Consider the following 12791-nt stretch of genomic DNA (forward strand, 5'->3'; position numbering starts at 1 on the left):
CTTAGGCAGTAACAGCCAGAGCTTCATCAATCACGTTGAATACATCGGTTTTGCTGCGGCAACGGCGAAGCTTGTCCAAATCCACGCCCGTTTCACTGTCTTCATCATCCAACACTTGGGTCACTTCCATCAGACCTTCCATGTGCTCGTCTGAAGAGCTACCCGCTAGTGTGATTAGCACATCAACTGGCTCGTCTTCGCCTTCAAAGTAGATTGGCTCTTCTAGCGTAACCAGTGCGAAAGCAGTTCGAATCACGCCGTTTTCTGGTCGTGCGTGTGGCAGTGCCAAATTAGGCGCGATGCAAATGTAAGGACCCAACTCTTCCACGCTGCTGATGATGGCATCGTGGTAAGAAGGCTGAATCGCACCAGAGGCAATCAACATGTCCGTACCAATCTTGATTGCTTCACGCCAGTTAGACGCTTTTGCTTGCAGTTTGATTGAGTTGTTGTCGATCAGTGATTGTTTTAATCCCATTGTTCTATCTCCAGTTTGGGTGCCGTGACTTTGGCTTTCCGAAGCCCGGCACCACTGTTGTTATCCGCTGTTTGTTATTGGTTTCTTATCTCTTCATTGAGAGATATTTGGTCATGCTGTTTTATTTTGCTGGTACAAAGTTTTTATTGATGATGTCGAGTAGCTCGTCTCCGAAGGAGTTAGGGTTAAGCATGTTTTGCACCCCGAGTACAAACTTGCCTTCGCCTGGATCCATCTCCGCAGACAGGTGCTTCGACGATACGATGATGTCTGTGCTCGCAAGCTTCGACTTGTAGTCCGACACTGCGCATGAGTCCATCACGTGAGGAATGCCTTTCTTCTCTAGGTATTTGCCGATCTTCATTTTCATCATCATTGATGAACCTTGACCGTTACCACATACCGCTAGGATGCTTACTGGGCGCAGACCGTCGCTCGCTTTGATTGCTTGCTCTACCGCTTCAATCACTTCTGGCTCTTCACTGATTTCTACTGTGCCTTGCGCGTCTTCTTCAGCACGTAGCTTGCGAGAAGCGAAGAACATGTAAACCAAAGACAGACCAACAAGAACGAAGAAGAACATTTTCGATGCAGACAGACCTTGCATGATTGGTGGGAATACAAGCGCCCAGTCCGCCATGCCCATCCAGCCGTTGAACTCTGTGCCGTGTTGGCTAAATAGGTGGATAGCCCAAGCAGAACCTAGTACCTCGATGATGCCCATCACGAAACAGATCTTCATCACCGCTTTCCAGCCACCGAAGTGGTTAGCAAATACGCCGATGGTCGCGTTAGAGAAGAACATTGGAATGAAGCCAGGGATGATCATGATTGGCGCATCGAATGCCAGCATCGCCAGTACTGCTGCGAACTGACCCAGCGCACCCCACATGAAACCAAATACCATTGCGTTTGGAGAGAATGCGTAGATAGCCGCACAGTCAATCGCCAATACCGCATTTGGAATCACGCGCTCAGAGATGCCTTTGAACGCTTCAGATAGCTCAGCAACGAACATACGTACACCGGCAACAATCACCTGAATCGCTACAGCGAATTTCAGACCCGTTTCTAGGATGTAGATAGTCCAGTGTGTGGTGCCCGCCATTTCTTGAAGGTTATCAAGACCGAATGAAAGCAGAATGATGCCGAAGAACACCGTCATCACGATCGCCGTTGCTGCGATGCTGTCGTGGAAGATGTGTAGCCATTTAGGCAGCTCTAGGTGGTCAACGCTGTCGTTCTTATCACCCAGTTTTGGCGCTACTTTTGTTGCAATCCAAGACGCCACCTGTTGTTGGTGACCAATAGAGAAACCCGCCCCGCCGGTGACTTCTTCAGTTGGCTTGAACATGATGTTGGAGGAGATGCCCCAGTACAGCGCCATTAACACCGCAGAGTAAATGATGGTTTCCCACATGCTTGCGCCAAGCACAAAGTAGAACACCGCAATCAGACCTGCTTGCTGGAACATGATGTGACCAGTCAGCATGATGGTGCGGATACCCGTGTAGCGACGGAACAGTACCAAGAGGATGTTGATACCTAATGCCAATAGAACGGCGTACCCCACCCAGGAGTAGTTATCGCCCATCGCTTCCATGGTAGACATCATGGAGGTGTAAGGGTCAATGACCGAGCCGGTTAGCCCGTGGTATTCAGAAAGTTTGGAAATCACAGGTTTGAAGCCAGCAACTAGGGTGCCCGCACCCACTTGAACCAGCATGAAACCCACGATCGTTTTGATGGAACCTTTAATGATGGTGGTGGCGTCTCTTCTCAGCAACCAATAGCCAATGCATGTTACCAAACCCAGTAGTAGTGGGGCTTTGGTCATAACTTGGCTGTAAAAAATATAGAAGATGTCGTACAAGAACTCCATATCTTTACCCCTAGAGTGTTTTTTATTTGTAATCGTATGTAGGTCAGAGTGATTCCATCTGATGTCGTAGAATCTACTCAGTTTTTGCTCACGAAATAAACTCTAACAATCAAAAGTAATCACGCAATGCTCATTTGTGATTATTTTGATATTTATCAATTTTGCCCTCCAAAAAACCCTACAAATGGTAAGCGGATCACACACAAAAATTAAATTACCAATAAATACAACAACTTATAAATTCTTGTGATGAGATTCAGATTTTCACCAGTCTTGAATTTGACAATCAAGAGCGTGATTAATAGAATCAAAACAAATCACAAGTAATCACCAAATAATCACTAGATACACATTTCGGTGAATTTGAATCAAATAGGGTGATGGGTATGAATGAAGTACAAAGACACAATGGCATTCTGTCTTTACTAGAAGAAAATCAGACGATTAACGTCTCACACATTATTGAGAGCTTTAACGTCTCTCCAGCTACGGCTCGCCGTGATATCTCTAAGCTGGATGAGCTAGGCAAACTGCGCAAAGTACGCAACGGCGCAGAACGCGTCGAAGCAGAAAAGAAAAAATGGTCACCGCTGAACATCAACAGCACTGAGCATTACGAAGAAAAATCCTTGATTGCAATGCAAGCCGCTGAGCTTTGTCAGCCTGGCGACAGCGTGGTCATCAACTGCGGTTCGACCGCTTTTCTACTTGGGCAGAAGCTATGTGGGCAAGACGTGCAGATCGTCACCAACTACTTCCCATTGGCAAGCTACCTGATCAATGAAGACCATGACGATGTGATCATCATTGGCGGTCAATACAACCGTTCACAAAAACTGTTCTTAAATCCGGCGCCCAACTCGCTTGGCAGTTACGCAGGCAATTGGATGTTCACTTCAGGCAAAGGGTTAACCGAAGCCGGACTCTACAAAGCTGACATGTTAACCGCGGTGGCTGAGCAGCAAATGCTTGAGCAAATCGACAAGCTCGTCGTCGTGGTAGACAGCTCCAAAGTGGGTCACAGAACGGGCATGTTGTTCTGTCCTACCGAGAAAATCGACATTCTGATCACTGGCAAAAACGCCAACCCAGAGGTCATCAAAGCGATAGAAGCACAAGGGACACAGGTCATTCTGGTCTAACGCGCCCTAGCCTCTTTCTCAAATAAATAAAAATAATTCAGCTCAGTGCCTTAACCACAAATTAAGGCGCTCGGCTCCCTACATCCCAAATTTAATAAAAATTGTGAAACAAAAAGGTGTTGCTATGAGTAAAGTAAATGAAATCACTCGTGAATCTTGGATCCTAAATACATTCCCTGAGTGGGGTACCTGGTTAAACGAAGAGATCGAAAACACGGTGGTAGAACCGAATACATTCTCGATGTGGTGGCTAGGTTGTACAGGTATCTGGTTGAAGAGTGAGGGCAACACCAACATCTCTATCGACTTCTGGTGTGGTACGGGCAAAAAGACACAAAAGAATGCCTTCATGAAGAACCAGCACCAAATGATGCGTATGGGTGGTGTCGAAGCGCTGCAACCAAACCTACGTACTGCTATCTTCCCGCTTGACCCATTTGCTATCAAAGAGATCGACGCTGTGATGGCATCCCATGACCATGCTGACCATATCGACGTGAACGTCGCGGCAGCGGTACTACAAAACTGTGGTGACCACGTGAAGTTCATCGGTCCACAGGCGTGTGTCGATTTATGGATGGGCTGGGGTGTGCCAGAAGAGCGTTGTGTTGTCGCGAAAGTGGGCGATGTACTTGAGGTCGGCGACATGAAGATCCGCGTGCTGGATTCATTCGACCGTACTGCACTTGTCACGTTGCCAGAAGGCACTTCATCTTATGATAAAGAAATCCTCGACGGCATGGACAAACGCGCAGTGAACTACCTGATTGAAACTTCAGGCGGCTCGGTTTACCACTCTGGTGACTCACACTACTCGAACTACTACGCAGCGCACGGCAACGAGTACCAAATCGACGTGGCACTGTTGTCATTCGGTGAGAACCCTCGCGGCGTGACTGACAAGATGACGTCTTCTGACATCCTACGCGCAGCAGAATCGTTGAACTGTGATGTCGTGATGCCATTCCACCACGATATTTGGGCGAACTTCCAAAACGACCCACGCGAAATCGAAGTATTGTGGAACATGAAGAAAGACCGTCTGCAATACAAGTTCGCACCGTTCTTCTGGCAAGTGGGAGGCAAATACACCTTCCCAACCGATAAAGGTCGCATGCACTACCAGCACTTCCGTGGCTTTAGCGACATCTTCAAAAACGAACCAGAATTGCCATACAAAGCGTTCTTGTAATTCCGTCGCAACGTCAGACAGCGAAAACCAAAAGGGCTCTCAATTGAGTCCTTTTTTATTGCAGGAACTGCAGATGATACAGAGCGCATTTTCTACGACGATTAACATTCGCTATCTAATAAGTAGGAGAGCTTTCAGAGAGACTCACGCTCTCAAAAAACCTAGACGCTAGTGCATATCTACAAGCATTCTAATAAATGCCAACTTCGCTCTAACTTACGCTCAATATCGACAATATCCGCCTAAAGCCTCGAAGGTAAATCACTTAAAATTGAGCTACTTAGGCATCATTAATCGACAAAAATCATTTGATGTACTGCTTACAAGTCCAATGTTAAATTGGTTTCGGTTAGTACATCCGAGTGCAATGTGTGACTGCGTTCGATGTCGCTTAAGTGTCAAATCTCCAAGGATGGAGTACCCATCAAACACTTGAGTTCCACTTGATGTATGCTCTTATTTTTAATATCAAAAAGGACTCACTAAGAGTCCTTTTTTTCGTTTAGACAACCGTTCATCTCAGATAGCACGGAAACCGCGTCAGACTTCGACTCGCCATTAATGGGTTAGTTGAGAATGAGTCGAGCGTTAATCGGCTGGATAGGACGATTATTTTTGCCCATGATATCCATAAACGCTTTCACTTGCGCTTCAGATACCGTTTCAACATCTTTCAAAACCAGCCAACGAACACCTTCAGAACATGGTGGTGTGGTTAACGAGCCATTGAATCGGTAGTAGCTGTGCTTGGAAGGAATGAGCGATTTGATACTCACAGGCTCAACGCTGGTTGTTTTGCCCTCTTCAAACTCTTGCTTCAGCAACTTGCTCAGCGTTGGATTTTCATCCCCGAGCTTATAGAAAACGGCGACAACAGCGAGATTGCCGTCTTTATCGGTATGAACAAAGTGTGCCTCTAGCGGGTACTCTTTTCCGTTGATGTGGTTTTCAGATGGCGTATGGAAGTGAAACTGAGAAAGCGTGAACTTTTTATCGTCAACCAGTAGCGTGTTATTGCCTTCAACATTGGCTTGCAGAGTATGACCATTATCAATAGCAGAAACGGCATCACCTAAATAGTTGATGTTGATTTCATCCATAATACCCAGCACGGTTGATTGAATATTAACAGGACTTTGGTTCTTACCTTGCTGGCAATCTTCAGAGAACTTGCCCCAAAACTCAGGTCCATTCTCGCCTTCGTATCCCCAATGCGCAGCATGTGCTGCAGAGCTCAATAAAAGGCTAATCGCTAACAGTGATTTCTTCATCTTATCCTCATTTAATAAATTAAGAAAAATCAGATAATTAGTAAAACCTCAAAGTCATCACAGTGTCAGATAAATATAAACACATCCATAATCAACATTTATCAAAATGAATTAAGCAAATATTTAAACAACTTTGGAATAAAACTAATAGTAGGGTTTGTATTTCACCATCAGACTAGATTATTTCAACATAAAGGAATCACAGCAAAACTGCTTGAAGCCTTATTCTTATACCTTAATAATCCAAACACAAAACAAACATCGTCTAAAACGCCATCAATTTACCTCGTCATAAAACCAAACTCTAATTCAGGGTTTACTGCCAACTAAAACTATCATTTAAAAAGACATGCGACTATGAGTGAATATATTTACGTTTATGATGACAAAATCTTGGATGAATACCTAGATAAAGTGAATGCTCGTAAAGATATGGTTAATCGATCGACATTAAGATTATTTGCCAATGAGCTTAAAATTGAACTTTCAGTCGGCAGGCTTAAAGCAAAAGAGTTTTATGATTATATAAGAAGACCCAAGAACATCATTAGATTATTGAAGTAGGGACTATTTAATAATCTGCTCTAGATATTTAGATTCAGCTTCAACCACAGCTGAACGCATTGAAACAGAACGTGAGTCGTATACTATAGTTTTCATCAAACGTTACTACACAATTGTTTGGTTTCACTTTGGTTCCGTAGATGTAATCATCTACTTTTCCTGCTATTGATTCTTTGCAGCTTTAATCATTTAAAGCTGCTTTTTTTTCAGTATCGACTCACTGTGGATATTAGGCATAGAAACGACTGCGAATAAATATAATTCTTCATGATACGCAGCAGTTTCTATGGCGTACTTCGATGCTATCTTTTTTCAAGCATGCCTTTATCGACAATGAAGTCTATGATTTCCTGCAGCCCCTTACCTTCTTTCAGGTTGGTAAACACATAAGGTTTTTCTGGACGCATTCGAGCGGTATCCGCTTCCATGACCTCTAGTGATGCTCCAACATAAGGCGCAAGGTCTATTTTGTTGATAACAAGCAAATCAGAGCGTGTAATGCCCGGTCCGCCTTTGCGTGGAATTTTCTCCCCTTCCGATACATCAATCACATAGATCATCAAGTCAGCCAGCTCAGGGCTAAACGTGGCACTGAGATTGTCACCACCACTTTCGATAAATACCACGTCTAGGTTTTTGTGCCGCGTAGAGAGTTCCTCCACCGCAGCAAGGTTCATCGAGGCGTCTTCCCTGATCGCGGTATGCGGGCAACCACCAGTCTCGACCCCAATAATACGGTCTGCATCTAAGGCTTCTGCCTGAGTGAGTATCTTTGCATCTTCTTGCGTGTAGATATCATTAGTGACGACAGCGATCTGATAAAGATCTCGGAGAGTTTTGCACAGAACCTCTAGCAATGCCGTTTTACCAGACCCAACAGGTCCACCAACGCCAATTCGCAAAGGTTGTTTGTAGTCTTCTTGCATAAGAGTTGTCCAAATTATGGATGGAGTTAAAAATTCGATGTGTAATTATTTAATGGCTAATAATGAAAAAGCCGAACGTTATTGAAAGTCACCAATCAAGAGGATGATTTTGAATGGTGATCATCAAGCAATAGGTGATGATTGTTTTAGTGAGTATTGGAGTATTGAATAAGGCACTGAGTTGTGAATGGTTTGAGAGTGATTAGGCAAACTCATTGGCGAAGTTTTTGACTAACTAACCCGTAAATATTGATAACGAAGGTTTGCAATTTTTATCATCAACAATGTCTACATGATTCGACTGGTAGGTTATGTCTCCTAACCACTCTCGAAGCAAAATATACAATAAAAGCCTCACCATTCAATTACGATATCAGCCCATAAAATTTAGAATTATAATTCAGGCTAAATTATCTGAACATTGTGACTTCATATCTAAATCCTAAGATGCTCAAAATACTTCAAGCACCATCTCTGCATAAAGAACACTATTATCAGGTGTGCTATTGATGCTCAATTCAGCTATGTGACTCGTAATCTTAATTTTCATGATTGATAAAAACAAAAACATTATTCATTACTTTCAATAAGTTAAATAAAAAATCAATAGCGCCTATTTAGATTTGAGCTCAAATTACTGAGATAAGACACTTTCTTTGATGAATTTATGAAAAGAACAAAGGAGTAACGTTATACTGTGCATTGTACTGTCGCATGGATGCTTTTCTTTTAGCCCAACTTACTGCCTGTAGTAAGCCCAATTATGAGATAAGCAATAGTGGAATATAGATATATTGAAATGTTCAAACCCGTAAAACTTGAGGAGTTTTACGTAGAGTATCACTACATCGTCAACATCGCCTTTGCCAAGGGGACGGTTTACATCAATGAACAACAAATCACCATCGATGGTCCAACAACCTTAATCATTCCTCAATTTACCTGCTTGTCGTGTAATTTGACTCAAAAGTCGTCATTCTCACCATTGCAGATTCAGTTGTTAATCGTGACCGATGAGATGCTCGAATCCTCACTGCTTCAACTGCCTCAAAAACGTAGCTTCATTAAAAACACTGTCGCCCATCAACTGCCAACACCAGTGGATGTGGACAATAACTTTCAGCTACTCAAAGAAGTGTATGACTCCTTAAGTAGAGATGCTTTGAAGATCATGTTCTTAGAGCAAACTCTGTACTTCATACTGCTCTCTCTTTGCGAGTCGGGTATCGATGTTTTCAATGTCTTTCAATTCAATTACGAAGAAAGCAAACGCGAAGTCATCGCACGAATGATCACGAAAGAACCACAAAGAAAGTGGCAAATTCAAGATGTCGCCAAGCAGCTGTTTACCTCTACCTCAACATTAAGAAGGCATTTGCAGAAAGAGAACCTGTCATTTAGCCAGCTATTGGTAGATGTAAGAATGGGGCTTGCATTGAACATGCTAACGTTCACTTCCTACAACGTTTCACAGATCAGCAACCGCTGTGGATTTGGTAGCGCCGCTTATTTTTGTGATGCCTTCAAGAGAAAATATCACTTAACGCCATCACAGTTCCGAGCTCAGTCTAAGAAGACCAGTGATGCGTCACTTGTCTCCACAAGAAGTGACGATGTGAGCTAACAACGCTCCAGAAAAAGGCAATGGATAACGGATCGAGCGTGAAGCCTTGCGCTTTCTGCTCACTCTATTTTGCTTTTCATCTAAATCACCAATCATTGCGTCCAGGTAACGTTTTCTCTCGTCCTTGAGGAGTATGGTGTTTCGCTTTATGCACTAGAAAACTTCACGATATACCCAAGCCATCTCAAAGGCTGGGTCATAAAAATTAGATTTAGGGAAATATTATGTCTAATTCGATCACCGTTACATCTGATGACTACAACAACATCTGTCGATTACTGGATAACATTCCGAATTGCAGTGACGAGCTGCTTAAATTAGAAGATGAAATTGACCGCGCATTGATTGTCGATGCACACGAGATCGACAACAATATTGTCACGATGAACTCTAAAGTGACGTTTAAATTCCTTGGTGAGGAAGAGCAGATTCAGAAAGTGCTCGTTTACCCAAACCAAGTGAAAGATAACTCTCACATCTCCATACTCGCGCCGATTGGCATGGCACTTATCGGGTTGTCTGTCGGTCAACGCATCGATTGGATACTGCCAAATGGCAACAAGAAAACCATTGAGATCTTGGATGTCGTTTTTCAACCAGAAAGAAATATAGAGTAGAGATAATCCAACGAATAAACTCAATCATCAGCCATCACTCTTAACCAGAGTGATGGCTTTGTATTTGATTACACTTGTGGCGGTGTGCCTTCTGCGTTTGACAGAACACAATCCATTTGAACTTTTGCACCTAGCGCAATGTTAGATACAACAATCACGGTTCTTGCCGGCAAATCGCCATCAAAGAAAGTGGCGTACACCTCATTGATTGCATCAATATCAGCAATGTCAGTCACTTGAATATTGACCTTAACCGCGTCATTCATCACGTGACCAATACTCTCAACGATCGCTTTAATATTTTTCAAACATTGCTCAGCTTGCTCTTTAGCCCCACCTTGAACCAGTTCATGGTTCAGTGCATCCATCGGTAGTTGCGCGGAAATGTGGTTATAGTGAGAAAACGCCACAGTTTGCGTCGCAAGCGCATCAAGAGGAGCATTCAGCGTGTTGTTTGCCTTAATCACAATGCCATGGCGATCTTCAACTTCTTGAGGCGGCGTGCCATCACCATGAGAAATCACGGCATCAATTTGTACTGCTGCGCCCATTGGCAGCGCTGAAGCTTGAATAACCGAACGAGCAGGCATGTAAGCCACGGCTCTAGCGATCGCCGAATCTGGGAAGAAAGTACGGTACACTTCGTTCACTGATTCAATATCTGCTAAATCTTGCAGGTAAACGGTCGTTTTTACGATGTCATCCAGCGGGACATCAATGCTCTCTAGAATGTTCTTGATGTTTTGCAGACATTGATGAGTTTGTTCTTTTACGCCACCTTCGACCAAGTTTCCTGTCGCTGCATCTACCGGTAACTGTGCGGAGATGTTGTTGTAGTGCGAGAATGCGACCGTTTGTGTAGAAATCGGATTGGTCGGTGCTAGATCAGTATCACGCGATACCTTGATCAAGTCACATGGCTTTTGAGGTGTTGTCCCCTCTCCATTAGAAATAAGCGCATCCATTTGTAGTAACGCTCCTTCAAAAGGCACCGCCTCAATCGCCAGCACTGTGCGTGTTGGTAGAAGGTTCGTAAAGAAAGTCGCATATACCTTGTTTACTTCTTCAACGTCATGAATGTTGGTCAAGTAGACATTTATCTTAACGACATCATCCATTACATGATCAATGCTCTCTACAATTCTTTTAATGTTCAAAAGACATTGTTTGGCTTGCTCCTGAATACCACCGTCAACAAGCTGGTTGGTTTGAGGATCAATCGGAAGTTGAGCGGAGATATTGTTGTAGTGAGAAAACGCAACACTTTGCGTTGAATGGCTGTTGAGTGGTGCAGTTTCTGTATTTCTAGAGCATTTAATAATGGTGCCAGTCATTTTAATGTTACCTTTAATTAATGATAAAAGTATTTAACTTACGTGAACATCATTGAGGCTAGAAAGGAGAGCCATTAGCTATATTTCATTCCAATTCAATATAGAATAATAAAATCAACTGCTTCTGTTATATCCATCTTTTAAACCATAGATAAATAGAACCAAGATCAACAAAGAAGCGGTGATAATCAGAATAGTTCCTAATATATCGATTTTATTTAAAGAGAAAGTAATCATCCCGGATAGAACCCCAACAAGGATGACTAAATCAATTAATATGCCTCTAAATATTTTCATACCTCTCCTTTCACAAACAATCACATCGTAAGTAAAACTATAAGATTATGCTGATTATTTAGACGTACTTCATTACAACATGCGCGCATTATGTTTAATTTTTACGCGCTTTACATTTCAATTTTCCCATTGCCTTGATGCACCTTTTCCTACTCAAAAATTCATCTCTAATATCATTAATAAAATGAAACCAAGAAGAACAGAAAAAGGCTTGCATTTGATTTTATAAATTAAAAAATTAAGTCATAATGTTTTGAAATAATAAGAAACATTTCACACCCACTTGTCGATATAAACTCCTATTTGATAGAGTCCACTCGCTCATATGAATTGAGTAACCTACTCACAGATAACTTTATTCCGCTCTTGCACAACTTAGCCCTATCCAATTTTGGTTAGGGCTTTTTTTGAGGTAGAAAATGAACTTAGAAAGGATTGACTATTCATCGATTGAGGACTTTGAGATTAGGTTAAAGCCCTTCAATGCCACATACTGGAACAAGATATTAAGTTTTCTCAATTCTATTGATGATGTCACCTCCTTTTCTTGCGATTCAGAAGACAACGTCTTTGTCGAATTAGACTCAAGCTTACTCTTCTACAACTGTGAAAATTCAAATAAATACAAGTTTAATTTCGATAACGTTTTTATTTATCAGTTTAAGTCTATCGCCAGTGATGGGTATAACATCCGCTTATATTCGAATGGTGTTAATTTTTTATCTATTTAACGGATAGTAAGCCGAAAAAACATGTACGAGAAAACAGATAAGTTATGTCCAAATTGCTTTCGTTGGCTGCTAAGAAATACAGCCAAAGGTGAGATATATTGCCCCGATACGATCTCATGCAGAGTGAAGGGCTCATTGAGCATGCCTCCGTTAAAAGTCACCAAAGCGAGGCTAAGAAAAACCTTAGTTAACGAAATTAGAAAAGACAGACAGCACCAGAACCTAACGGTCATCAACCGAATTAATAAGCTCTTGAGTTAGAACATAACAAAAGAAGTGCTTTCACTTTGAAGCACTCACCAAAACTTGGATAAAGCGAGCAATCTCGCCCAAACCAATATAGATGCACACAACCACCACCGAGTATGCACATGCTCGGTGGTGGTACTTTATTTAAGCCCAAACAACGTAGAAAACAAAAGGACAAACAACAGATGAAGGCTGTTATTCATGAAACCCTATTACGCTTATCTTCAGCCCCACAAGAGTCTCATGTTCAAATTAGGCAGGAGCTCTACAACACTTTAAAACTGCCATTCGAGAAGCAGTTAGCGCTATATACTCATGTTCTTGGTCCAGTAAGTTCCGGTCAGCTGTCCAGCAACCAGAGCTTAACCAGAGCGGTTGGCGATGCGGAAAGAATCATCCTAAACAACAAGTAATCGACGGCGAGAAGTCGCTTTCTCACTCCCGCTTAACCAAAAACAGTCGGTCTCGCCGTTTGGATACATAG

The 12791-nt window shown here is 42.6% G+C and carries 11 protein-coding genes; 6 read left to right on the forward strand and 5 right to left on the reverse strand.

Features of this window, described 5'->3' with window-relative positions:
• Position 1: 1 nt before the first annotated feature.
• Complete coding sequence (locus tag KIT90_RS10480) at positions 2-478, reverse strand: PTS sugar transporter subunit IIA (RefSeq protein WP_009702554.1); 477 nt, start codon at positions 476-478, stop codon at positions 2-4.
• Between the two features lie 121 nt (positions 479-599).
• Positions 600-2360, reverse strand: a complete 1761-nt coding sequence (locus KIT90_RS10485) for a PTS ascorbate-specific subunit IIBC (protein WP_053050131.1) — start codon at positions 2358-2360, stop codon at positions 600-602.
• Positions 2361-2746: 386 nt separating this feature from the next.
• Here KIT90_RS10485 and ulaR point away from each other — a divergent pair, with 386 nt between their 5' ends.
• Complete coding sequence (ulaR, locus tag KIT90_RS10490) at positions 2747-3502, forward strand: HTH-type transcriptional regulator UlaR (RefSeq protein ID WP_005531235.1); 756 nt, start codon at positions 2747-2749, stop codon at positions 3500-3502.
• Positions 3503-3626: 124 nt separating this feature from the next.
• Positions 3627-4694: an L-ascorbate 6-phosphate lactonase gene (gene ulaG, locus KIT90_RS10495; RefSeq protein ID WP_005448892.1), complete on the forward strand. Its 1068-nt coding sequence runs from the start codon at positions 3627-3629 to the stop codon at positions 4692-4694.
• 566 nt (positions 4695-5260) lie between these two features.
• Here the strand turns inward: ulaG and KIT90_RS10500 are convergent.
• Positions 5261-5965, reverse strand: coding sequence for a carbonic anhydrase (locus KIT90_RS10500; RefSeq protein ID WP_285376580.1), 705 nt, complete (start codon positions 5963-5965; stop codon positions 5261-5263).
• A gap of 357 nt (positions 5966-6322) precedes the next feature.
• Between KIT90_RS10500 and KIT90_RS10505 the strand changes: the two genes are divergently transcribed.
• Positions 6323-6529: a hypothetical protein gene (locus KIT90_RS10505; protein WP_009696577.1), complete on the forward strand. Its 207-nt coding sequence runs from the start codon at positions 6323-6325 to the stop codon at positions 6527-6529.
• Positions 6530-6831: 302 nt separating this feature from the next.
• On the opposite strand, the gene ureG is transcribed toward KIT90_RS10505, so the two are convergent.
• The gene (ureG, locus tag KIT90_RS10510; protein WP_033008130.1) at positions 6832-7455 is read right to left on the reverse strand and encodes an urease accessory protein UreG; all 624 of its coding nucleotides are present in this window, start codon (positions 7453-7455) and stop codon (positions 6832-6834) included.
• A gap of 799 nt (positions 7456-8254) precedes the next feature.
• On the opposite strand from ureG, the gene KIT90_RS10515 reads away from it, so the two are divergent.
• Together KIT90_RS10515 and rnk are read left to right on the forward strand one after the other, a co-directional pair.
• Positions 8255-9079, forward strand: coding sequence for an AraC family transcriptional regulator (locus tag KIT90_RS10515; protein ID WP_009696575.1), 825 nt, complete (start codon positions 8255-8257; stop codon positions 9077-9079).
• 224 nt (positions 9080-9303) lie between these two features.
• Positions 9304-9696, forward strand: a complete 393-nt coding sequence (gene rnk, locus KIT90_RS10520; RefSeq protein ID WP_009696573.1) for a nucleoside diphosphate kinase regulator — start codon at positions 9304-9306, stop codon at positions 9694-9696.
• A 68-nt stretch (positions 9697-9764) separates the two neighbouring features.
• Here rnk and KIT90_RS10525 read toward each other — a convergent pair whose 3' ends face one another.
• A complete protein-coding gene (locus KIT90_RS10525; protein ID WP_285376582.1) occupies positions 9765-11030 on the reverse strand; it encodes a RidA family protein in 1266 nt (421 codons plus the stop codon).
• Positions 11031-12492: 1462 nt separating this feature from the next.
• Here KIT90_RS10525 and KIT90_RS10530 point away from each other — a divergent pair.
• Positions 12493-12720 carry a PAS factor family protein gene (locus tag KIT90_RS10530; RefSeq protein WP_054822593.1) on the forward strand — a complete coding sequence of 76 codons (228 nt, stop codon included), beginning with the start codon at positions 12493-12495 and terminating at the stop codon, positions 12718-12720.
• Positions 12721-12791: the final 71 nt, after the last annotated feature.

Source organism: Vibrio sp. B172a (genome assembly GCF_030248355.1).
GTDB classification, from domain to species: domain Bacteria; phylum Pseudomonadota; class Gammaproteobacteria; order Enterobacterales; family Vibrionaceae; genus Vibrio; species Vibrio owensii.

Bases quoted from the DNA above. Each gene is read 5' to 3' on its own strand.
- KIT90_RS10480 (WP_009702554.1), bottom strand. From the start codon at position 478: ATGGGATTAAAACAATCACTGATCGACAACAACTCAATCAAACTGCAA.
- KIT90_RS10485 (WP_053050131.1), bottom strand. From the start codon at position 2,360: ATGGAGTTCTTGTACGACATCTTCTATATTTTTTACAGCCAAGTTATG.
- ulaR (WP_005531235.1), top strand. From the start codon at position 2,747: ATGAATGAAGTACAAAGACACAATGGCATTCTGTCTTTACTAGAAGAA.
- ulaG (WP_005448892.1), top strand. From the start codon at position 3,627: ATGAGTAAAGTAAATGAAATCACTCGTGAATCTTGGATCCTAAATACA.
- KIT90_RS10500 (WP_285376580.1), bottom strand. From the start codon at position 5,965: ATGAAGAAATCACTGTTAGCGATTAGCCTTTTATTGAGCTCTGCAGCA.
- KIT90_RS10505 (WP_009696577.1), top strand. From the start codon at position 6,323: ATGAGTGAATATATTTACGTTTATGATGACAAAATCTTGGATGAATAC.
- ureG (WP_033008130.1), bottom strand. From the start codon at position 7,455: ATGCAAGAAGACTACAAACAACCTTTGCGAATTGGCGTTGGTGGACCT.
- KIT90_RS10515 (WP_009696575.1), top strand. From the start codon at position 8,255: ATGTTCAAACCCGTAAAACTTGAGGAGTTTTACGTAGAGTATCACTAC.
- rnk (WP_009696573.1), top strand. From the start codon at position 9,304: ATGTCTAATTCGATCACCGTTACATCTGATGACTACAACAACATCTGT.
- KIT90_RS10525 (WP_285376582.1), bottom strand. From the start codon at position 11,030: ATGACTGGCACCATTATTAAATGCTCTAGAAATACAGAAACTGCACCA.
- KIT90_RS10530 (WP_054822593.1), top strand. From the start codon at position 12,493: ATGAAGGCTGTTATTCATGAAACCCTATTACGCTTATCTTCAGCCCCA.